The sequence below is a fragment of the Streptomyces sp. TAA486 genome (assembly GCF_000426165.1).
Genome location: NZ_AUEV01000001.1, coordinates 340,397 through 362,700 on the forward strand (window position 1 = coordinate 340,397; position 22,304 = coordinate 362,700).

General features: G+C 69.8%; 20 protein-coding genes. 17 read left to right on the top strand and 3 right to left on the bottom strand.

The window, feature by feature from the left end:
- Nucleotides 1-30: 30 nt before the first annotated feature.
- From I004_RS0101600 to I004_RS0101630, 7 genes are all read left to right on the top strand, one after another.
- Nucleotides 31-1,383 carry a TadA family conjugal transfer-associated ATPase gene (locus tag I004_RS0101600; protein WP_028434062.1) on the top strand — a complete coding sequence of 451 codons (1,353 nt, stop codon included), beginning with the start codon at nt 31-33 and terminating at the stop codon, nt 1,381-1,383.
- 120 nt (nt 1,384-1,503) lie between these two features.
- Complete coding sequence (locus I004_RS0101605) at nt 1,504-2,448, top strand: type II secretion system F family protein (protein ID WP_028434063.1); 945 nt, start codon at nt 1,504-1,506, stop codon at nt 2,446-2,448.
- Between the two features lie 10 nt (nt 2,449-2,458).
- Nucleotides 2,459-3,358: a type II secretion system F family protein gene (locus I004_RS0101610; RefSeq protein WP_028434064.1), complete on the top strand. Its 900-nt coding sequence runs from the start codon at nt 2,459-2,461 to the stop codon at nt 3,356-3,358.
- Between the two features lie 295 nt (nt 3,359-3,653).
- Entirely contained in the window at nt 3,654-3,857 is a 204-nt protein-coding gene (locus I004_RS0101615) for a hypothetical protein (RefSeq protein ID WP_028434065.1), read from the top strand.
- Between the two features lie 35 nt (nt 3,858-3,892).
- A complete protein-coding gene (locus I004_RS0101620; RefSeq protein WP_486579652.1) occupies nt 3,893-4,444 on the top strand; it encodes a hypothetical protein in 552 nt (183 codons plus the stop codon).
- Between the two features lie 32 nt (nt 4,445-4,476).
- Nucleotides 4,477-5,067, top strand: a complete 591-nt coding sequence (locus I004_RS0101625) for a hypothetical protein (protein ID WP_028434067.1) — start codon at nt 4,477-4,479, stop codon at nt 5,065-5,067.
- A 4-nt stretch (nt 5,068-5,071) separates the two neighbouring features.
- Nucleotides 5,072-5,824 carry an OmpA family protein gene (locus tag I004_RS0101630; protein ID WP_106965225.1) on the top strand — a complete coding sequence of 251 codons (753 nt, stop codon included), beginning with the start codon at nt 5,072-5,074 and terminating at the stop codon, nt 5,822-5,824.
- 54 nt (nt 5,825-5,878) lie between these two features.
- On the opposite strand, the gene I004_RS39760 is transcribed toward I004_RS0101630, so the two are convergent.
- Together I004_RS39760 and mgrA are read right to left on the bottom strand one after the other, a co-directional pair.
- A complete protein-coding gene (locus I004_RS39760; RefSeq protein ID WP_197350611.1) occupies nt 5,879-6,055 on the bottom strand; it encodes a hypothetical protein in 177 nt (58 codons plus the stop codon).
- Between the two features lie 589 nt (nt 6,056-6,644).
- Nucleotides 6,645-7,697 (bottom strand): L-glyceraldehyde 3-phosphate reductase, encoded by a 1,053-nt coding sequence (gene mgrA, locus I004_RS0101640; RefSeq protein WP_028434069.1) that lies wholly within the window; start codon nt 7,695-7,697, stop codon nt 6,645-6,647.
- A 70-nt stretch (nt 7,698-7,767) separates the two neighbouring features.
- Between mgrA and I004_RS0101645 the strand changes: the two genes are divergently transcribed.
- The 4 genes from I004_RS0101645 (at nt 7,768) to I004_RS31520 (ending at nt 13,145) form a co-directional block, all read left to right on the top strand.
- On the top strand, nt 7,768-8,568 hold the full coding sequence (locus I004_RS0101645; RefSeq protein ID WP_051344582.1) for an isoprenyl transferase: 801 nt from the start codon (nt 7,768-7,770) through the stop codon (nt 8,566-8,568).
- Nucleotides 8,569-8,937: 369 nt separating this feature from the next.
- The gene (gene phoH2 / locus I004_RS0101650; RefSeq protein WP_028434071.1) at nt 8,938-10,260 is read left to right on the top strand and encodes an RNA 5'-3' helicase PhoH2; all 1,323 of its coding nucleotides are present in this window, start codon (nt 8,938-8,940) and stop codon (nt 10,258-10,260) included.
- Nucleotides 10,261-10,736: 476 nt separating this feature from the next.
- Nucleotides 10,737-11,417 (top strand): aggregation-promoting factor C-terminal-like domain-containing protein, encoded by a 681-nt coding sequence (locus tag I004_RS0101655; RefSeq protein WP_028434072.1) that lies wholly within the window; start codon nt 10,737-10,739, stop codon nt 11,415-11,417.
- Nucleotides 11,418-11,624: 207 nt separating this feature from the next.
- Complete coding sequence (locus I004_RS31520; RefSeq protein WP_078510720.1) at nt 11,625-13,145, top strand: AI-2E family transporter; 1,521 nt, start codon at nt 11,625-11,627, stop codon at nt 13,143-13,145.
- A 155-nt stretch (nt 13,146-13,300) separates the two neighbouring features.
- Here the strand turns inward: I004_RS31520 and I004_RS0101665 are convergent, their stop codons facing one another.
- Nucleotides 13,301-15,409, bottom strand: a complete 2,109-nt coding sequence (locus I004_RS0101665) for an alpha/beta hydrolase (RefSeq protein ID WP_486579655.1) — start codon at nt 15,407-15,409, stop codon at nt 13,301-13,303.
- A gap of 164 nt (nt 15,410-15,573) precedes the next feature.
- Here I004_RS0101665 and I004_RS31525 point away from each other — a divergent pair, with 164 nt between their 5' ends.
- The 6 genes from I004_RS31525 to I004_RS0101695 all read left to right on the top strand — a co-directional run bounded on the left by I004_RS31525 (nt 15,574) and on the right by I004_RS0101695 (nt 22,299).
- Nucleotides 15,574-16,428, top strand: a complete 855-nt coding sequence (locus tag I004_RS31525) for a Scr1 family TA system antitoxin-like transcriptional regulator (protein ID WP_051344583.1) — start codon at nt 15,574-15,576, stop codon at nt 16,426-16,428.
- The gene (locus tag I004_RS31530) at nt 16,425-16,856 is read left to right on the top strand and encodes a DUF397 domain-containing protein (RefSeq protein WP_037974554.1); all 432 of its coding nucleotides are present in this window, start codon (nt 16,425-16,427) and stop codon (nt 16,854-16,856) included. The genes I004_RS31525 and I004_RS31530 overlap by 4 nt, the downstream gene beginning before the upstream one ends.
- 54 nt (nt 16,857-16,910) lie before the next feature.
- The gene (locus I004_RS0101680) at nt 16,911-18,362 is read left to right on the top strand and encodes a catalase (RefSeq protein ID WP_028434074.1); all 1,452 of its coding nucleotides are present in this window, start codon (nt 16,911-16,913) and stop codon (nt 18,360-18,362) included.
- A gap of 183 nt (nt 18,363-18,545) precedes the next feature.
- Complete coding sequence (locus I004_RS0101685) at nt 18,546-19,073, top strand: PadR family transcriptional regulator (RefSeq protein WP_028434075.1); 528 nt, start codon at nt 18,546-18,548, stop codon at nt 19,071-19,073.
- Complete coding sequence (locus I004_RS0101690; protein ID WP_078510721.1) at nt 19,070-19,837, top strand: ABC transporter ATP-binding protein; 768 nt, start codon at nt 19,070-19,072, stop codon at nt 19,835-19,837. Before I004_RS0101685 ends, I004_RS0101690 begins: the two co-directional genes overlap by 4 nt.
- Nucleotides 19,834-22,299, top strand: a complete 2,466-nt coding sequence (locus I004_RS0101695) for an ABC transporter permease (protein ID WP_078510722.1) — start codon at nt 19,834-19,836, stop codon at nt 22,297-22,299. The genes I004_RS0101690 and I004_RS0101695 overlap by 4 nt, the downstream gene beginning before the upstream one ends.
- Nucleotides 22,300-22,304 lie beyond the last annotated feature (5 nt).

The following is a 22,304-nucleotide window of genomic DNA, read 5'->3' on the forward strand; positions in this document are numbered from 1 at the left end:
CACCGCGAACGTACAGAGAGGAGGTCGGAGTTGAGTCTGCGGGCCCGCATGACCACCCCTGAGTCCCGGACGCGTACCGGGGCGCCAGCCGACGGCGGCACCGCCCACCTCGTGTCCGCCTACCGCACGAAGCTCCTCGAAGAGATAGACCTCGCGGAGATGTCCGCCCTTCCCTCGTCGGAGCGCAGGGCCCGCCTGGAGCGTGTGCTGGGGCACCTCATCAGCCGCGAGGGGCCCGTACTGTCCACGGTCGACCGGGAGTTGCTCATCCGGCGCGTCGTGGACGAGGCCCTCGGGCTCGGCGTCCTCGAACCGCTGCTGGAGGACGCCTCCATCACGGAGATCATGGTCAACGGACCGGATCAGGTCTTCGTCGAGCGGTCGGGCCGTGTCGAGCAGGTGCCGGTCCGGTTCGCCTCCGAAGAGCAGCTCATGCAGACCATTGAGCGCATCGTCTCGACCGTCAACAGGCGTGTGGACGAGTCGAATCCGATGGTCGACGCCCGCCTGCCCTCCGGCGAGCGTGTCAACGTCATCGTCCCGCCGCTCTCCCTCACCGGCCCGACGCTCACCATCCGTCGCTTCCCCCGCGCCTACGCGCTGCATGAACTGATCGCGATGGGCACGCTCGACGAGCACGCCGTCGCGCTGCTGTCGGGCTTCATCCGCGCCCGGTTCAACGTGATCGTCTCGGGAGGGACGGGCAGCGGGAAGACCACTCTGCTCAACGCGCTCTCCGGGCTCATCCCCGACCACGAGCGCATCATCACGGTCGAGGACGCGGCCGAACTCCAGCTCCAGCAGCGGCACATCATCCGGCTGGAGACCAGGCCGCCCAACGTCGAGGGCCGGGGCCAGGTCACCGTCCGCGACCTCGTACGGAACTCGCTGCGCATGCGGCCCGACCGGATCATCGTCGGTGAGGTGCGCGGCGGCGAGACGCTCGACATGCTCCAGGCCATGTCCACAGGTCACGACGGCTCGCTGGCCACCGTGCACGCCAACAGCGCCGAGGACGCGCTGATGCGCCTTCAGACCCTCGCTTCCATGTCGGAGGTCGAGATCCCCTTCGCGGCGCTCCAGGACCAGATCAATTCCGCCGTGGACGTGATCATCCAGCTCGCCCGCTTCCCCGACGGCACACGGAAGGTCACGGAGATCGCTCTCCTCGCCTCGCACGGGCGCGAGGTCTTCCGCATCGCCTCGGTCTCCCGCTTCGACGCCGAGCCCATGGGCTCGGACGGCAAGGTGCACGGGAGCTTCGCTCATCTGCCCGTGCCGCGGCGCGCCGCGGACCGGCTCCACATGGTGAGCGAGACCGTGCCGCCCCTCTTCGGAGTCGCGGACGACGAAGGCCAACTGAGCACGAGGGAGGCGGAGTAGAGCGCCCCCGGGCGGCTGCGAGGCCCCACTGAGAGACGGAAAGCCGCACGACCGCACGCAGTACCCGCACGCAGCACCATCACCGCACCCAGGACGGACCACAGGACCCAGGACCACGTCATGGACACCACCGCACAACTCGCGCTCGGCGCCTTCCTGCTGGCCGGCGCGCTCGCCGTCGCCGCGGTCATGGCGTTCGCGTCGGGACGCGCACAGAACAAGGAACTCCTCGAGCGCCTCGCCGACGAATCGGCGGGCCGCGAACTGCCGCCCGGCCGGCGCCGTGTCTTCACCGGCGTGGACAAGCAGCTGCGCGGCACCCGGCTGGGACACCGCGTGCAGAGCGGACTGGCCGCGACCGGACTCGACATCACGGCGGGCGAGTTCACCGTCTATGTGGCCGTCGTCGTCGCCGGCCTGTGGCTGGTCGCCGCCTCCGTGCTCGCGCCGTTCTTCGGGCCGATCGCCGCGGTGCTGGGCGTGCTGGCCGCCAGCGCCTTCCTCAGCCACCAACGGCAGCGCCGCACCGAGCAGTTCATCAGCCAGCTGCCGGAGCTCTCCCGCATCCTCGCCAACGCAACCTCGGCGGGCCTCGCCCTGCGTACCGCGCTCGGCATGGCGGCGGAGGAGCTGGAGGCCCCGGCGGGAGAGGAACTCAAGCTCGTCAACAACCAGCTGGCCCTCGGCCGCTCCGTCGAGGACGCGTTGAACGAGCTCGCCGAACGTCTGCCGTCGCGTGAACTCGTCGTCCTCGTCACGACGTTGGTGCTCGCGAACCGCGCGGGCGGCACCCTCGTGGCGTCGCTGCGCAACCTCACCGACACCCTCGAAGAGCGCAAGGAGACCCGACGCGAGGTGCGCACCATGCTCGCCGAAGTGAACGCGACCGCCTTCACGGTGCCCGTGCTGGGCCTCGGCGCGATGCTGATGATGAACTCGATGATGCCGGGCGCCCTGGCCCGCGTCACAGGGTCCGCGGTCGGTCAGCTCGCGATCATCGGCGCCGTCGGCCTCTTCGCCACGGGCTTCTTCGTCATCCGCCGTCTCGGCAAGATCGAGATCTGAGGAGGAGACCATGAGCGCCGTTCTGCCCTTCCTTCTCGCCGCGGTCGCCGCCGTCGCCGTGTACGGGGCCATCGCGGGCATCCGTATGTACCGGGCCCAGATCGAGCTGCCGAGCGACCTCGCCGTCGCCCTGGAGGTCGGTGCGACGCGAACGTCGGCCCCGGAGGCCGCCGTCGACCGACTCGGCATGCCCCTCGCGCCGCTCGTGCTGCGTCTGATGGGCGAGGAGCGCGTCAACGCCAAGCGCCGCAAGATCGACCGCGCCGGCAATCCGGGCGGCCTTACCATCCACCGCTACGCCGCGCGCCGCGCCGCGTACGGGGTCTTCGGCGTCGTCATGGCGATCGTCGGACTGGTCGCCGACAGCTGGCTGTTCGCTTTCGTCGTGCTGGCCTTCGGCCTCTCGGCCGCGGAGCTCGGGATCCGGCAGGCCGTCCGCGACCGCAGGCACGTCATCGAACGAACCCTTCCCGACTTCCTCGACGTCCTCGCCGTCGTCGTCTCCGCCGGCCTCAGCTTCCGGCAGGCGCTGGAACGCGTCGCCGAGCACTACGAGGGCCCGTGGGCCGACGAACTGCGCATCACACTGCGGCAGATGGACCTGGGCGTCAGCCGCCGCGCGGCCTTCGACGAGCTGCGCAAGCGCAACGACAGCGAGCAGGTCGACCAGTTCGTCACCGCCCTCCAGCAGGGCGAGGAACTCGGCGCACCGATCGCGGACACGCTCATCCAGATCGCCACGGACATGCGCCGTACCGACGCGCAGAACGCCCGCCGGCAGGCCGCCAAGACGGTGCCGAAGGCGACGATGACGACCATCGCCTTCCTGCTGCCGGGGACGTTGCTGCTGATCGTGGCCACCTTCCTTCTCGGATCGGACACCGACTTCGGTTCCGTACTGAACGGGTGACGTGATGACAGCCCAACGGCCAGGCCCCACAAGCGATTCCGCCAATCTCCACAGGCGTTCTGCTCACCCCTTCGTCGGAGGCGGCCGATGTGGCACAGTCTGCATCCGGACAACAACGGTGGGCGACGCAGCGGAGGAGAAGCCGGAATGACTGGTCGTCGGCTCGTCACCGCTCTGTCCCGCTGCCGCGCCGCGGCAGCCCGTTTCACGAGCGTCAGGACCGTGCAGAACTACAACAGACAGGCCGGGGGCGTGCCGTCGCGTCCCGACGCGGCCATCATCGAAGGAGATCGTGATGTTGAAGGCCATGCACCGCTGGCGCCACCGCGTCGTGGGCAGACTGCACGGGCACTGGTCGGATCGCGGCGCTGGAGCGATCGAATACGCGGGCGTCGTGATCATCGTCGCCGGGATCATCCTGGCGATCCGGGGCCTCGGGCTCGACGACGCGATCTCGGGCGGGATCGCGAAGGCCGTCAACCAAATCCTGGGCGACTGAGCAGACGCTTCGAGGCCCGGGACGAGGGCGCCACGGTGATCCTCTACGGTGCCGTGATCACGGGCCTGCTCTTCCTCGCCTTCGCCTTCTTCGCCGTGGCCCAGGCGGGGACCGTACGCAACGGCGGGCAGTCGGCCGCGGACGCCGCGGCGCTGGCCGCGGCGCAGGACGACCGGGACGAGCTCTTCGAGGACTTCCTCGACGCCATTCTCGAGGGCAAGTCCATCGAGGACATCCTCGACGGCCTCGGCTCGCTGTTCGGTGACGGCTGCGGCGAGGCCGACCACTTCGCCGACCGCAACCGCTCGGACGTCCTCAGCTGCGACGGGGTCAACAAGGACGGGCACAGCGGGTACACGGTGAAGGTCCGCACCCGTTTCGACACGGGCGACACGATCGTTCCCGGCGCCGACAACAAGAAGGCCGAGGCCAGTGCCACAGCCGTCATCAAGCCCAGGTGCCAGCTCGTGGACGAGGGCAAGCTCATCGAAATCGAGTGTGACGGCAAGGACTTGACCATCGACCCCGAGGACCTCGACCTCAAGCTCGAACCGTCGGATCTCTTCTCGGTGGTTCTGGTCGATTGACTCGCGGACGACGAACAGGGGACGAGCTATCCATGACCATTCGGCGCGCCTTGAGAGCCCGTGGACGGGGGACCGCCGTCGCGGTCACCGCCGGCCTGGTGCTCGCAGTGGCCGGCTGCAGCAGCAGCGGGGACGACGGCGGGGACGAGGGGAAGAAGCCGGACGGCGCCTCCCAGGACGACGACAAGGGCGGTGCGGGCGGCTCGGAGGAGTCGAACGAAGTGCTCGCCCAGGTGAAGGGCGGCAAGGGCGGAAAGTTCGTCCTGACCATCAACTCGGCGCAGCGCGACGATTCGGGATTCACCACGTTCAAGGGGACGTTGAAGAACGAGGGCCCGTCGGTCGTCGTCCTGCCGGGATGGGCCAGCGAGGAGTCCGAACTCAAGAACAACGGACTCTCCATGGCCGGGGCGACCATGGTCGACAAGAAGGGCAAGAAGCGCTACTTCATCCTCCGCGATACCAACGGGCACTGCCTGTGCACCAGGTTCACGGGCGGTCTGGATCAGGGCGAGACGTCCGAGTGGTACGCCCAGTTCCCCGCGCCGCCGGCGTCGACGGCCGCGGTCGACTTCCAGGTCGCGGACATGCCCAGCGCGAGTGTGAAGCTGTCAGGTGAGTGACGCGATGAGGCTCCCCGCGGCGCACCTGCTGCGCACCGTCCTGTGTACATCCGCTTCGGCCGTGCTGCTGACGACGTTCTGCGCGAGCGGTGCCCGGGCCGACGACCCCACGCCCAAGCCCACGGTCAAGGTCCCCAGCGGGCCGACGTCCCTGCCCGGCGCGGACGATCCCACGACCATCCCCACCACCGCCCCCTCCCTCCCCGGCGAGGGCGGTGCGCCGGCGCCCGACTACAGCGAGCCGCCGGACAACATCGGCGACTCCAAGCCGCCGGTGAAGGTCGACCCGCAAGCTGCAGGGCTCAAGCTCGCCGACGGGGCGAAGCTTGCGCCGTCCAGGGTGCTCGACATCAAGTTCGTCACCGAGGACCTGAGCGGTGAGGAGCGCCGCGAAGACAGCACGGGGAAGACGAAGTTCACGCTCCAGGCGGAGGTCCTCTTCCCGAAGGACAGCTCGAAGCTCGACAGCAGCGCCCTGTCGCGCATCCAGGAGATCGCCGACGAGGTCGACTCGCAGCAGGCGAAGGAGATCAACGTCTTCGGCTTCACGGACGACCTCGGCTCCTACGAGCACGGCAAGACGCTCTCGAAGAAGCGGGCCAACGCCGTGCAGAATGCGCTGGCCGAGGAGCTGAACTCCACGATCACCTTCAACGTGCGTGGCTACAGCGAGGATTACCCGATCGCCGACAACAACAGCGAGGAAGGCCGGAAGAAGAACCGCCGGGTCGAGGTGTCCTTCCCCCGCCAGGGCTGACGGCCCGGGGGCGGGGGAGACGCCGAAGGGCGCCGGGCGGTCGGGACGCGGGGCTCAGGCCGCTCGCGTGACCGCCGCCTGAACGGCGTGCTTCCAGTCCGTACGCAGGCGGTCCAGCTCCGCGAGGTCCGCCTGCGACCAGATCGTCCGGCCGGAGACATACTGCCGGATCGCCTCGTTGGCTTCGGCGATGGTCTGACCGTCGGATGCTGGTGGCTGGGAAGTGGACATGGGTCAAGACTAGAGGTTCCCACTGACAACGTCGGCCAAATAGTGGGCGATTTAGGTCACGTGACGCCAACTCAGCTCATGTAAACCCCTGATGGGGCGAGGCGCGACGACTGCACCGTAACAGCCCTGACCGGCGCCTTCAGTGGGGGATCATGGAGCGCGGAGGTCCCACGCAGACGCCGGCGACTCAAGCGCGATCCCGCACAGTGAGGCACGCCTCATTTCAGGACGTCCGGCGAAACGAAGCCGGACAGGGTGGCCGCTCCTCGCCCTCCCGCTCCTCGGCGTCAAGCCGGCGCTCGTCGCGGAGGTCGCTCGTGGGGGTACTGCGCGTGGCCCGCCTCGCCCGTGCGGACTCCCGGCGCGCCATGCGCGCCAGGCCCACGGGACCGCTCCCCTCCCGATCGACACGTCCGGCAAGGCAGTTGGTCCCCGGCCGGACCGGCCGCAGCGGCTAGGGTGGGAACCCCCCCCCTCGGGCCGGTCCGTATCCCCCCACGGACCGGCCCGCTTTACGTTCCGGGCCCGCGCGCCCAGCCGCACTGCGCCCGGCCTCCCGGCAGGTCCCCGGGGCCGGCGGACCCCGGTGTCAGCTCTCGCTGCTCCGGGCCCAGATGTTGGTGCCCGGTTCGGAGACCGCGTACGAGTCGATCTCCCGCAGCTCCTCGTCCGTGAGTTCCGGCCCCTCCAGTGCCGCCACGTTCGCCTCCAGCTGCCGCACACTGCTCGCGCCGATGAGGGCGGACGTCATGCGCGGGTCCCGCAGCACCCACCGCAGCGCCAGCTGCGCCAGCGACTGGCCGCGCCGCCCGGCGATGTCGTTCAGTCCGCGCAGCCGCCGCACCACGTCCTCGGTCAGCAGATCCGGGTCCAGGGAGGTGCCCTTCGAGGCGCGTGAGCCCTCTGGGACGCCCTGGAGGTACTTGTCGGTGAGCAGGCCCTGCGCGAGCGGCGCGAAGGAGATGCAGCCCATTCCCTCCGCGTCCAGCGTGCCGAGCAGGCCGTCCTCCTCCGTCCAGCGGTTCAGCATCGAGTACGAGGGCTGGTGGATCAGCGGGCGCACGCCCATCTCGCGCAGCAGCGCGGCGGCTTCGCGTGTGCGTTGCGAGTTGTAGGAGGAGATCCCGGCGTAGAGGGCCTTCCCCTGCTGCACGGCGGTGGCGAGCGCCCCCATCGTCTCCTCGAGCGGTGTCCCGGGGTCGAAGCGGTGGGAGTAGAAGATGTCGACGTACTCGAGGCCCATGCGCCGCAGTGAGGCGTCCAGCGACGAGAGCAGGTACTTGCGGGAGCCCCAGTCGCCGTAGGGGCCGGGGTGCATCGGGTAGCCCGCCTTGGTCGATATGACGAGTTCATCCCGGTACGGCCTGAAGTCCTGGTCCATCAGCTTGCCGAAGTTCAGCTCGGCGGAGCCGGGCGGCGGGCCGTAGTTGTTGGCGAGGTCGAAGTGGGTCACGCCGAGGTCGAAGGCACGGCGGAGGATCGCGCGCTGCGTCTCCAGCGCACGGTCGTCGCCGAAGTTGTGCCAGAGGCCCAGCGAGATCGCCGGGAGCTTCAGTCCGGAGCGGCCGGTGCGCCGGTATTCCATGGAGTCGTAGCGGGCGTCGTCGGCGCGGTACGGGTGCAGGGAGGAGTCGTCCGTCATGGGGCCCTTCCTATCAGCAGGGCCGAAGCGGCCCGGCTTCATCCAGGGGCTTCACCCGCAGTAAGGTTCAATGGTCCCGGACTCGCCGAAGGAGGGGCCGACCATTTACAAGAAGCTTCGCGACCTGGTGTACAGGCTCTATGCCCGCCGGGTGGAGTACCGCCTCGACACCGACCAGGTGCCCAAGCACATCGGTGTGATCCTGGACGGCAACCGGCGCTGGGCGCGGGCCTCGGGCGGCACGACGGAGCAGGGTCACCAGGCGGGTGCGGAGAAGATCCGCGAGCTGCTCGGCTGGTGCGAGGAGACGGACGTCAAGGTCGTCACGCTGTGGCTGCTCTCCACGGACAACCTCAACCGCGCGGAGAACGAGCTCCTGCCGCTGCTCGGCATCATCGAGGACACCGTGCGCGACCTGGCCGCCGACGGTCGCTGGCGCGTCCACCACGTCGGCCAGCTGGACCTCCTGCCGGACCGCACGCAGCAGGTGCTGAAGAAGGCCGAGGAGAAGGCCGGCGACATCGACGGGGTGCTGGTGAACGTGGCCGTCGGCTACGGCGGCCGCCAGGAGATCACCGACGCCGTCCGCTCGCTGCTCGCCGACCGTGCCGCCGGCGGTGCGAAGCTCGACGAACTGGCGGAGACCCTGACGGTCGAGGACATCTCCGAGCACCTCTACACCCGTGGCCAGCCCGATCCGGACCTGGTCATCCGTACCAGCGGCGAGCAGCGCCTGTCGGGCTTCATGCTCTGGCAGAGCGCCCACTCGGAGTATTACTTCTGCGAGGTTTTCTGGCCGGCCTTCCGCAAGGTCGATTTCCTGCGTGCCATCCGCGATTACGCGGCTCGCCACCGGCGCTACGGGAACTGACCCGAGCCCCTCCGAGCACCGGTGCGCCGGGCGCCACAGGGGCCCGTCCTACGGCCCTGGAGCGCGTTCCGGCCCGTGAGCAGGGCCGCGTCCCCGGTAGGGGTTGTCGAGGTCACCCTGGCGGGGCGCTCCGCATATGCCATTGCATGCTTGCGCTCACCCGGGGGAATATCCCCTCATGGCTGGTGCCCTCCACAGGCTCCGGCCGCCGGGAGGCCCGATTGCAGACCACGGACCGCCGCAGGAGTTCTGCGGCGACTGGGATGTCGCGGAGGGCCGGTGCACGGCCCGCTCCGCGCGGGTCCGGACCGGTCTCTTCCCTTGCGACGCCGTCGCACCCCGACCTCTTCCGAGGGGGTTCGTCCACCCGTGGTGACAAGCAAAAAGCGCAACGAAGCCGACCGGCGCACGTATGTCATCGACACCAGCGTGCTGCTCGCAGACCCGATGGCGATGGACCGATTCGAGGAGCACGAAGTCGTGCTGCCCGTCGTCGTCGTGACCGAGTTGGAGGCAAAGCGGCATCACCCGGAACTGGGCTACTTCGCCCGGCAGGCGCTGAGGAGGCTGGATGAATACCGCGTCAAGTACGGCCGCCTGGACGCCCCCATTCCGATCGGCGACGTGGGCGGTTCGCTCCGCGTCGAGCTGAACCATTCGGACCCGGGTGTCCTCCCCGCCGGCTTCCGGCTGGAGGACAACGACTCGCGGATCCTCGCCGTGGCGAGGAACCTTCAGGCAGAGGGGTTCGACGTCACTGTCGTCTCCAAGGATCTGCCCCTGCGCATCAAGGCGTCGTCCGTCGGACTTTGCGCGGAGGAGTACCGCGCGGAGCTCGCGATCACCGAGTCCGGCTGGACCGGCATGTCCGAGCTGACACTGCCGGGGGAGGAGATCGACGAACTCTTCGCCGCCGAGAGCGTGTTCGTGGCGGAGGCCGCCGAACTCCCTGTCCACACGGGCCTGGTGCTTCACTCGGAGAAGGGGAAGGCGTTGGGGCGGGTCACGCCGCAGGGCCGTATCAAGCTCGTACGGGGCGACCGCGAGGCCTTCGGCATCAAGGGCCGCAGTGCCGAGCAGCGCATCGCTCTGGACATGCTGCTGGACCCCGAGGTGGGCATCATCTCCATGGGAGGCCGGGCCGGTACGGGTAAGAGCGCGCTCGCGCTCTGCGCCGGGCTGGAGGCGGTGCTGGAGCGCCGTCAGCACCGGAAGGTGATGGTCTTCCGTCCGCTGTACGCGGTCGGCGGCCAGGATCTCGGCTATCTGCCGGGCACCGAGGCCGAGAAGATGAATCCGTGGGCGCAGGCCGTCTTCGACACGCTCTCGGCGGTCACGAGCCGAGAGGTGATCGAGGAGGTCGTGGAGCGGGGCATGCTCGAGGTGCTGCCGCTCACGCACATCCGCGGCCGGTCGCTGCACGACGCGTTCGTGATCGTCGACGAGGCGCAGTCGCTGGAGCGGAACGTGCTGCTGACGGTTCTCTCCCGGATCGGCGCCGGATCACGGGTCGTTCTCACCCATGACGTGGCACAGCGGGACAATCTGCGCGTGGGCAGGTACGACGGAGTCGTCGCCGTGGTGGAGAAGTTGAAGGGGCACCCCCTCTTCTCGCACATCACACTCAGCAGGTCCGAAAGGTCGCCGATCGCGGCGCTTGTGACGGAGATGCTCGAAGAGACACACATCTGAGGGGAGTTATCCCGTTTGCCGCGTGTCAGGCGCCGACCGTCCTCAAGGGCGGTCGGCGTCAACGCTGTTCAGCGGCTTTTCCGCCTTCGCTCCCTCGTTCGGGGGACAGTCAGGCCGCGGCACTTTAGACCCTGGAACCGCCGCGCGCGCGTGTTTCCGGGCAATGTGACAGGCAAACCAGGTGTGACCTATCCCACTCAACACGGAATTGCCTCAGCCCACTCGCGTCCGGCAGGGTGTGGTTCCTGTCAGGCCCCGCATACGGCACACCGGTACCAGCAATGGTGCTGCACCACAGAGTCATACAGAACTGAAAAGCAGTCACGCCGTATGCCGCCCGAAGAACCACGCGGCCCTCCCAGCCCAAGGAGGGTCCTACGGGCCCGTATCTCCGGTGACGAGTTCCAGGAGGTCAGTGCTAGGGGCACGATCGGCGCCCGCGCGGTCATCGAGCGGGCACGTTGGAAGGAAATCGTGTGACTCGGATCTCCGTCCGGGGATTCGCAGTGGCGTCCGCCACCGCGGTCACCACCGTCGGTGCTGTCGTCGGTGTGGCCTCCGGAAGTCAGCAGGGTCAGACGACGAATGACGTCGAGGCCACCGCTGCTGACTCGACGCTCCTCGAAGACATACCGGCGGGTCAGCAGGCCCGGGTACAGACCGCTTCCCTGACGCAGCAGGCGGACACCGCCCACGCCGAGGCGAAGAAGGCCGCAGCGGAAGAAGCGCGCAAGGCTGCAGCCGAGAAGGCCGCGGCCAAGAAGGCGGCCGAGGAGAAGGCGGCCAAGGAGCGCGAGGCCAAGGCCGCAGCGAGCCGTTCCGCCGCTCGCGCGGACGCAGGCGACTTCCCCGCGCAGTCCTCGTACACGGTCGCCGAAGTCAAGTCGATGGCCCAGAAGATCGTCGGTGGGTCCAACTTCCAGTGCTTCTCGGAGATCGTGGAGCGCGAGTCTGGCTGGAACTACCGGGCGAGCAACGCCAGTTCGGGTGCCTACGGGCTCATGCAGGCGCTCCCGGGTACCAAGATGGCTTCCGCCGGGGCCGACTGGCGGACGAACCCCGCCACCCAGATCAAGTGGGGCCTGAACTACATGAACGACCGGTACGGCAGCGCCTGCGGTGCCTGGGACTTCTGGCAGGCCAACAACTGGTACTGACCAGGGCGGCCGTTGCGGCCCGGCCCTGAGCCGTACAACTTCACAAGCTTCGACGCTCACCCCCGTCCCGAGTCAGGGCCGGGGGTGAGCGCTTGCAGTGACCGGGTGGTGAACATCATCGCGTCCCCGTCCCGGAAGCAACCTTTACGCCGGTAACGTCGTCACTCAACGGCAGCGGGTCATGTGCCCGGGGGCGGAGGAAGCTGGATGACGAGCAGGGTGGACAGGCTCCGGGACACCGTGGCGCGCGTGGCCTCGCGCGTCGCGCAACGGCGCGAGGAGCAGCTGGCGAAGGAACAGGCGATCACCAGGCCCGGGGGCGGGCAGGGTTCGCGGCCGGACGGTCCCTCTGCTTCAGCGCCCGCCGGACCGCCCGCGACACCCCCCGAGCGCCCGACGGGCACCGGGGGCAGCAGGCCCGCGCCGGCCACGGCGGTGCCCTGGGGCGTGCGGGTCGCGGCGGAGGCCGGGTGGCGGCTGCTGGTACTCGCGGGTGTCGTGTGGGTGCTGATACAGGTGATCAGCTCGATCAGCCTGCTCGTGCTCTCCTTCTCCGCCGGGCTGCTCGTGACCGCGCTGCTGCAGCCGACGGTCGCCCGGCTCAAGCGTCGCCGCGTCGCACGCGGATTCGCCACCGCCATCACCTTCATCACCGGCTTCGTCGTGATGGGCCTGATCGGCTGGTTCGTGGTCTGGCAGGTCACGGAGAACCTGCCGACCCTCACCGAGCGGGTGCAGGAGGCCATCGAGGAGGGGAAGCGCTGGGCGATCCAGGGCCCCTTCCACGTGTCCGAGAACCAGGTCAACGACGTCGCCAAGAACCTCAGCCAGTGGCTGGGTGACAACAGCCAGGAGGTCACCTCCGCCGGGCTCGAAGGCGTCACCGTCCTGCTGGAGTTCCTCTCCGGTGCGGTGCTGACGATGTTCATCACCCTCTTCCTGCTCTACGACGGCCCCCGCATCTGGGACTGGTTCCTCAAGCTGGTGCCGCGCGGAGCACGCGAGGGCGTCGCGGGAGCCGGACCGCGGGCGTGGGTCACGCTGACCGGGTACGTACGGGGGACCGTGATAGTCGCGATGATCGACGCGATCTTCATCGGCGTCGGCATCTACATCCTCGAAGTGCCGCTGGCGGTGCCGCTGGCCGTCCTCATCTTCATCTTCGCCTTCGTGCCGATCGTGGGCGCCGTCGTCTCCGGTGCGCTGGCCGTGCTGGTCGCGCTCGTCACCAACGGGCCTTTGACGGGGCTGCTCGTGCTCGGCGTGGTGCTCCTCGTGCAGCAGATCGAGAGCCACATCCTCCAGCCCTTCATCCTGGGCCGGCTGGTGCGGGTGCATCCGCTGGCCGTGGTGCTGGCGGTCACCGGCGGCAGCCTCATCGCGGGGATTCCCGGAGCGGTCGTCGCGGTGCCTCTCGTCGCGGTGCTCAACACGGTGACGAGTTACCTGCGGGCGTACTCCGAGGGGCAGGCCTTGGGCGCGCCGCTTCCGGCGGGCGGCGGGCCGACGGGGCCAGCTCTCCCGGGCGGTGCCGGACCGGGCGACGACGCAGGCGCCGACGCCGGAACTGGCAAGCCCGGCAAGGGCCATGCCGGCAGGACGGGCCGTAGCACCGGTGTCTCGACGGAGCCGGGCGCGTCCCCGACGGAGTCCGCCGACGGGCCGCCGCCTCCGAAGGACGGTCCTGGTACGGATGAGTCGAAGGGGCCCGACGGGCCGCGGAAGTAGCGCGCGAGGGTCCTCGTCCTGGCGTGCGCGTGCGGTGCGGGCCTGACGTAGATAGCTGCTGAAGTGCCGTCGTACGGGCGGCAGTTCGGGGTGGGCGCCTGGTTCTGCGTAAGGGAACGGACCCGGCTCAGCGGTGCCTTGGGCGTCGGGCCGGGTCAGTAGGGGGCCTTCCGCTGCTCCATGTACCGCTTGAGCCGGTGGTGGTCCGCGGCGCTCCAGCCGTCGGGCGGTGCGACGGCGGCCCACGCCGCGACCGAGCCGATGCCGTAGCGGTGCCCGTGCGGGGCGTCGACGTCGTAGGAGACGGCAAGGTCCACCGTCGTCTGCCAGAAGGTGACGAACGGGAACCAGCCGACCTCCTGAGTGATGTCCGGACCGAGCGGTTCACGCAGCCACCGCGGCCGCTCTATGGCCAGGCTCCACGACCACCACGCGATCGGGTCGGAGGCGTTCTGGAGATGGACCACCCGCGGCTTCTGCCACGGGCCGTGGGGACGGGCCAGGTCCTTCGCGGGCCACTGCGCGAAGCGGAAGTGCCTGCCGCGCTCGTACTGCGGGCGCCACACCGGGCTGCCGGCGTCGCGGTGAGCGGTGATCTCCCTGCGGATCGGTGAGTAGCCGGGCGTGCCGGCCAGGACGGCGCCGTCCACCTTCGAGAGCAGATCGCCGGGGCCGTCGAAGGCGGCCTCTATGCCGTACGCGCCGAGGCTCTCGCCGAAGACGACCAGTCGGGGACGGTCGTTCGCCGGCTCCTCCAGCCAGCGCGCCCGTACGGCCTGCACCAGCGCCCGGTTGGCCCGTCCGGCCTGTTCCTTGTCGACGACGAACGAGAGCCAACTCGGCAGGAAGGAGTACTGCATTGCGACGATGGCGGTGTCGCCGCCGTGCAGGTACTCAAGCGGCTCGGCGTCGGTCGAGTTGACCCAGCCCATGCCGGTCGTGCCCGCGATCGCCAGCACCTCGCGGTCGAAGGCGCCCGTGCGCTCCAGCTCCGCGACGGCCAACTCGGCGCCGGCCCGGTAGCTTTCGGCCTCGTTCGATCCTCCGCCCTCGAACGCGCGCCTGCCCACGTACACCCGCACCGGGTCCTTGGCCGGTCGGTGCGTGACGTGGCTGATCCGGCGGGCGGTGGGCGTGGAGCCGGTGAAGTTGCGGCCCTGGTAGCCCAGTTCACGCCAGGTGACCAGGGAGTGCGGGCTTCCCGAGACGAAACGGGAGCCCGACTGGACGACGCCGTTTTTGGTGCCGCGGTCGGTGCTCTCCGCCACCTGCGCCACCACATCCACGACACCACGGTCGAAGACCACGTCCCGCGTGCCCACGACCACCGCCGTCGCGCTGATCAGCAGTCCGGCCACGACGGCGACCGGGCGCGGCACGAAGCGGCACAGGCCCCGTATCAGCGTCCGGGTGCCCAGCCGGACCGCGCGTGCCAGGAACAGCAGCAGTCCGCAGAGGACCAGCGCCATCAGGGTGATCATCATGGAGTGCCACGTCAGCGTCTCGGGCAGATCCTGCAGAGCCCTCAACTCCCGCTGCATACGGGCGCTTTCGGACAAGGCGAGGACGGTGAGCCCGACAGCGGCCACGTTGTACGCCTGCCAGGCGTGGGCCCGTGCGCGCTCGCTCACGAGCCGTGGAAGGAACCGCCGGCAGGCCGGCAGCAGGGCGAGGCGTGCGAGCCGGCCGAGCACGGCGCCGATGGCATAGCCGATCGCGGCGGTGATGCCGCCGATGACCCCCTGAAGCAGCCAGGGGCGTGGCACCAGGGACGGCGTCAGGGAGAGCCAGAAGAAGACGGTGGCGAGGCACGTACCGCTCAGGTCCGGCCAGCGTCGTACGAGCCAGGCCGGGTCGGGACGCTGCCAGTACGGGCGACGGGCGACGGCAAGGGTCCGGGAGGCGACGCGGCGCAACGCCCGGCCCAGCTGGGGTGGGGGCATGCCCGTGGGGTGCGGCTCGCCCTGCGGGAGGTGTTCCGGGGCGCGCTCCGGGTGCTGGACCTCCGGGTGCCGGGGGCCGGGCAGATGCGCCGGACGCGGCTCCCCGCCGACGCCGGGGCCGGGCCGTGTGAGCGGGGCGGCGCCGATCGCCTGGGCGGTGCTCGCGCCGCCTCTACCCGCGCCCGCCTCCGCGTCCGCCTCCGCGTCCGCCTCCGTGCCCGCCTCCGCGTCCGCCTCCGTGCCCGTCCCCGTCCCCGTCCCCGTCCCGGCGACCGCGCCGGTCCGGTCGGGACAAGGTCTCTCCTCCGTCCTGTACGCCATTGTCCGCCCCCACCCCATACCGGAACTTGGTCACCGTTACGGCTGACGCAGTGAGCGGCGAGCGGGTTGAGCGCATATCCGTCCCGAAAACGGGTTGTTCGCACCCAGGCCCGCTCGATAGGGCTGAAGTGGAAGCACGTCACGCTCGGATCAGGGGAGTCGCTATGCCCGCACGCAGGTCCGGTCAGGGGCGCAAGCCGTCGTCGCGGCTCGTACTGGCGGCGGAGGCGGCACGCCTGAGGCAGCGCTCGGGAAGGTCGCTCGGGGAGCTGGCGGCCGCCACGGCGTACGGAACCGCGTATCTGCATCAGCTGGAGCGAGGCGAACTGCTCGGCACACCCGCGGTGTTCGCGGCCCTGGACGAGGTCTACGGCTCAAGCGGGCACCTGGGCGAGCTGTGGGAGCTGGCACGGGACGCGGTGTTCCGCGAGCGGTTCCGGCATTTCATGGAGCTGGAGCGACGGGCCACGGTGCGCCACGAGTACGCGGCGGCCACGGTTCCAGGGCTCTTCCAGACCGAGGAGTACGCGCGCGAGCAGCTCCGTACGGCGCGGCTCGGCAACGAACAGGAGCTGGAGGAGCAGGCCGCCGCCCGAGTCGGCCGTCAGGGCCTGCTCATCGGCGACAGCGCTCCGCGCTTCGTGGCCGTACTGGACGAGGCCGTGCTGCGGCGGCGGCTGAGGGAACCGGGCGCCTGGACGAGGCAGTTGGAGCGGTTGCTCGAGATCTCGAGGCTGCCCATGGTCACGTTGCAGGTGCTGCCGTTCGCGTCCGGGCTGCAGCATCTGCTCGGCAGTTCGCTGACGGTGCTGTGGATGCCGGACGGCTCGACCGTGGCCTACACCGAGGGCGCCTGGTCGGGGGAGCTGGTCGAGGACCGCGACGACGTGGACAGGCTCCGCCTCTCCTGCGACGTGCTGCGGGACTCGGCCCTTCCGCCGGACCGCTCTGCGGCGTTCATCCGGCGACTGATGGACGGAACGGAGGGAGCCATGGGAAGGGAAGGAGACGCATCATGACCGCACGTGCCACCGCACAACCAGTCGCACGCCGGCTCGCGCACGCGGCCGCACACACGACCCCGCGAGCCACCGGACGCCCTTTCGCACTCGCGCCGGGCGGCGACGGAGGCACGGGCTGGCAGACCTCCAGCCACAGCAACGCGGAGGGCGGAAACTGCGTCGAAGTCGCTCACGGCGCCCGGGGTGGCGGCGTCGGCGTGGTCCCCGTCCGGGACAGCAAACTCCCGCGCGGGCCGGCACTGTACTTCGAGCCCGGTGCCTGGTTGTCCTTCGTCGAAGCGCTGAAGGAACGCAACCGGTCCCCGGAACTCCGTGAGCTGACGGCAATCGGACATACGGACACAAGTGTGCCGAGTGACTGTCTTTCCTTTGACGGGGTACAGGGTTGGACCAGGTCCAAGTCGCCTCGCGGCAGCGGTGGATGAGGCCGTGCGGGCGGCGAGGGCTGGGCACCGAACCCGTTCACGGGAGGAAACTCCATGTCGGACCACACGACCACCAACAACGCCGGCATCCCGGTCGAGAGCGACGAGCACTCGCTCACCGTGGGCCGGGACGGCCCGATCCTGCTCCAGGACCACTATCTGATCGAGAAGATGGCCCAGTTCAACCGTGAACGGGTTCCCGAACGTGTGGTTCATGCCAAGGGCGCCGGAGCCTACGGGGTCTTCGACGTCACGAACGACGTAAGCCAGTTCACGAAGGCGGACCTCTTCCAGCCGGGCAGGCGTACCGAGATGCTCGCCCGCTTCTCGACGGTCGCCGGCGAGCAGGGAAGCCCGGACACCTGGCGGGACCCTCGTGGCTTCGCGCTCAAGTTCTATACGGAGCACGGCAATTACGACATGGTCGGGAACAACACCCCGGTCTTCTTCGTGCGCGACCCCAGCAAGTTCCAGGACTTCATCCGCAGCCAGAAGCGCCGTCCCGACAGCGGCCTGCGCGACCACGACATGCAGTGGGACTTCTGGACGCTCTCGCCCGAGTCGGCGCACATGGTGACGTGGCTGATGGGTGACCGCGGCATCCCGCGCACGTACCGGCACATGAACGGTTACAGCTCGCACACCTACATGTGGGTCAACGCCGGGGGCGAGAAGTTCTGGGTGAAGTACCACTTCAAGACCGACCAGGGCATCGAGTTCCTCACCCAGGAGGACGCCGACCGGCTCGCGGGGGATGACGCCGACGCCCACCGCCGCGACCTGTTCCGGGCCGTCGCCGGCGGCGACGCACCGACCTGGACGATGTACGTGCAGGTGATGCCCTTCGCGGACGCGCCCGACTACCGCTTCAACCCGTTCGACCTGACGAAGGTGTGGCCGCACGGCGACCACCCGCTCATCGAGGTCGGACGGATGAGGCTCGACCGGAATCCCGAGGACTACTTCATCCACATCGAGCAATCGGCCTTCGAGCCCGCCAACCTCGTGCCGGGCATCGGCCCCTCGCCGGACAAGATGCTGCTCGGGAGGCTCTTCTCCTACCCCGACACACACCGCTACCGGATCGGCCCCAACTACGCGCAACTGCCGCCCAACCGGGCGCACTCGCAGGTCAACTCCTACGCCAAGGACGGCCCGATGCGGTACGAGCCGTCGCGGACCGCCCGTCCGTACGCGCCCAACTCCTACGGCGGGCCCGCGGCGGACACCTCGCGCTTCGCCCACGAGGCGGGCTGGAGCGTCGAGGACCAGGAGATGGTCCGTGGGGCGTACGCGCTGCGCCGTGACGACGACGACTGGGGCCAGGCGGGCACACAGGTCCGGCAGGTCCTGGACGACGCGGCCCGTGACCGGCTGGTGAACAACGTCTCCGGGCATCTGCTCGACGGCGTCAGCGGGCCGGTGCTGGAACGCGCGCTGCAGTACTGGCGGAACGTCGACAAGGACATCGGCGACCGCATCTCCGCGCGCGTCGACGGGCGCTGATCCGGTGGTCCCGGCCGGTCTCCGGCGGGGCCCGGTCCGCTCCGTCGGCGCCGCCGGGGAGCTACCGCCCGGGCGGGACCAACTCGGCGGCAACGGCCCTGATCTGACGGGTGATCCGCAGGTCAGGGCCCTGTTAGCGGAATCTATACACGCGATGTATACCCGTGATGTATAGTCCCCGCCATGTCCATCAGCCACACGCTGCTAGGGCTCCTGGAGGAGTCCGGTCCCCGCCACGGCTACGACCTCAAGCGGGCCTTCGACGAACGCTTCGGGCACGACCGCCCACTGCACTACGGGCAGGTCTACTCGACGATGTCGCGCCTGCTGAAGAACGGCCTCGTCGAGGTCGACGGGATCGAGCCGGGCGGCGGACCCGAACGGAAGCGGTACGCCATCACCGACGCGGGCATCACCGACGTCGCCGAATGGCTCTCGCGCCCCGAGAAGCCGGAGCCGTACTTGCAGAGCACCCTCTACACGAAGGTCGTGCTCGCCCTTCTCACCGGGCGGGACGCCGGCGAGCAGCTGGACACCCAGCGTGCCGAGCATCTGCGCCTGATGCGCGAGCTCACCAAGCGCAAACAGGGTGGGGATCTGGCGGACCAACTCATCTGCGACCACGCGCTCTTCCACCTCGAAGCCGACTTGCGGTGGCTGGAGCTGACGGCCGCGAGGCTCGACAAGCTGGCCACGGAGGTACGGCAATGACGTCAACCACATCGACCGCGTCGGCGGGACACGGGAAGACCGCGACATCCACGGCGACCGCCGGGGCTCAGGGCGCGTACACGGCTTCGGAGTTCCTGCTCGCCGCGAGCGGGCTGCACAAGACCTACGGCTCGACCGCCGCCCTCGACGGTGCCGACTTCTCGATCCGCTCCGGCGAGATCGTGGCCGTCATGGGCCCCTCGGGGTCCGGCAAGTCGACGCTGCTGCACTGCCTCGCCGGCATCGTCCGCGCGGACGCCGGCACGGTGACGTACCGCGGGCAGGAGCTGACCGCGATGAACGACGCGAAGCGCAGCGCACTGCGCCGCTCCGACTTCGGTTTCGTCTTCCAATTCGGGCAGCTGGTGCCCGAGTTGACGTGCCTGGAGAACGCCTCGCTGCCGCTGCGTCTCGCCGGCTTCGGCCGCAAGGAGGCCGAGTCGCGTGCCGCGGCGTGGCTGGAGCGTCTGGAGGTCGAGGACGTACGGCGCAAGCGGCCCGGCGAGGTCTCCGGGGGTCAGGGCCAGCGGGTCGCCGTGGCCCGTGCGCTCGCGTCGGGCCCGCGCGTGCTCTTCGCGGACGAGCCGACTGGCGCGCTCGACTCGCTCAACGGCGAGCGCGTGATGCAGCTGCTGACCGAGGCCGCCCGTGAGACCAAGGCGGCGGTCGTGCTCGTCACGCACGAATCGCGAGTCGCCGCCTACTCGGACCGGGAGGTCGTGGTACGGGACGGCCGCGCCCGGAGCATGGCGGGCGTCCTGTGAGCGCGGCGGACACGCGGGAGGAGCAGCGCGCGGACGAGCATTCCGGGGAGGCCGGACCGGCAGGACCAGCCGGACCGGCCTGGCGGACAGGAGGAACCGGCACCGTTGCGCCGAAGCGTGGCAGCGGTGCCGCCGGTCCCCGGGAATGGGCCCGCGATCTCGCTCTGGGCGCGCGCTTCGCGACGAGCGGCGGCCGGCAGGGATGGCTCCGTACGCTGCTGACAGCGGTGGGGGTATCGCTCGGTGTCGCCGTGCTGCTGCTCGCGGCGGCGGTGCCGGAGCTCGTCCGCGCCAACGACACCCGCAGTGAGGCGCGTTCGGGCGCGTTCAACGAGAGCAGCGAGAGCGCCGAGCGCGGCCCGTACTCGGTCCTCGGCAAGGACGCCAACAACCGCTGGAACGGCAACGAGTTGTACGGGCGGTTGCTGCAGGCCGAGGGGTCCAGCCCGGCGACTCCCCCCGGGCTGGACCACATACCGGCACCCGGCGAGATGGTCGTCTCGCCGGAGTTGAAGAGGGTGCTCGAGTCCCCGGAGGGCGAGCACCTGCGGGACCGGCTCGACGCGAAGGTCGTCGGCACCATCGGCGACGACGGCCTGCTGGGCCCGTACGAATTCGCCTTCTACAAGGGCGTGGACGACCTGTCGGTGTCCGAAGGGGCCCAGCGGGTCAACAAGTTCGGCAGCCCGCAGGACGAGGAGCCGATGGATCCCGTGCTGCTGCTGCTCGTCGTCGTGGCATGCGCGGTGCTGGTGATGCCGGTCGCCATCTTCATCGCCACCGCCGTACGGTTCGGCGGCGAGCAGCGCGACACCAGACTCGCCGCGCTGCGGCTCGTCGGAGCCGACATCGCGAGCGCCCGCCGGATGGCGGCGGGTGAGACGCTGGTGGGGGCACTGGTGGGGCTGCTGCTCGGCGGCTGGTTCTTCCTGCTGGGGCGGGCGTTCATCGGCAACGTCGAGGCGTTCCGGATCAGCGTCTTCCCGGAGGACGTCAATCCGGGCCTCTGGCTCGGGCTGCTGATCGTGGTCGGGGTGCCCGTGACGGCTGTGGCCGTCACCATCTTCGCTCTGCGCGGCGTCGCCATCGAACCGCTGGGCCTGGTGCGCAAGAGCGAGCAGCGCAAGCGGCGGCTCCTGTGGAGGCTGGTGCCGCCCGCGGCCGGCGTGGCACTGCTCGTACCGCTGGCGGGATCGGTGGACGGGGGCGGCGGCTCGGTCAACGAGCTGCAGATCAGCTCGGGTGTGGTGCTGCTGCTCAGCGGCATCGTGCTCCTGCTGCCGTGGCTGGTGGAGCGCATCGTGGGCCGGCTTCGCGGCGGACCGGTCTCATGGCAGCTCGCCACCCGCAGGCTTCAGCTCAGCAGCGGCAACGCAACCCGTGCGATCAGCGGGATCACCGTCGCCGTGGCGGGGGCGATCGCCCTCCAGTTGCTCTTCTCCGTCGTCGAGAGCTCGCAGTCGAGCGACAGCGCGGCGAGCAGGGGCAAGAGCTACGTGGACATCTACGGGCCGCACACCACCCCCGCCGACACCCAGGAGCTCACAGACCGGATGAAGCGGACCACGGGCGTGAAGGAGGCCCACGGCTACCTGCAGTCGTGGGTCGAGGCCAAGGGGGTCGAGGACGGCGTCGGCGTCACCGTCGGCGGCTGCGAGACGCTCCGTGCGGTGGCCCGTATCGGCGAGTGCCGCGACGGTGACTCCTTCCTCGTCCGCACCCCGAAGAGCGTCATCAAGGAGCAGGGAGGCGCGCCACCTCCGCTGAAGCGCGGTACGCCCCTGAAGCTCGACAAGGCTCCGGGCGACGGCGGCAAGAGCACGTACGCCTGGAAGGTGCCCCGTTCCGCCCGTACGGTCCAGGGGATCGAGCTGCCGAACGGCGGCGCGGTGGACGGCCTCGTGGTCACGCCCTCGGTGCTCTCCGAGAAGCGGCTGGACACCCCGTCGTACCAGGGTGGCGTCCTCATGGAACGCAACACGAAGGCACTGGAGGCGCTCCGGACGACGGTCTTCCACACCGACCCGTCCTACACCCTCTGGGAGAGCGCCGATCAGGACACCGTCGGCGAGGTCCGGGCTCTCAAGAACGCGGTGCTGGCCGCATCGATGGCGGTGCTGCTGCTCATCGCCGCCAGCATGGTCGTTTCGATGCTGGAGCAACTGAGGGAGCGCAAGCGGCAGTTGTCGGTCCTCGTCGCCTTCGGCACCAGACGCTCCACGCTGGGCGCCTCGGTGTTGTGGCAGACGACGCTGACGGTGGTGCTCGGCATCGGGATGGCGGTGGTCTTCGGACTCGGCCTGGGATGGGTGCTGTTGCGGATGGTCGGCGACGCGAACGCGGACTGGCTCGTCTTCCTGCCGTCCGCCGCCGCCGGTGCGGGGGTGATCGCGCTGGTGACGCTGATCAGCCTGCCGTTCCTGTGGCGCATGATGCGGCCGGAAGGGCTGCGCACGGAGTGATCCGC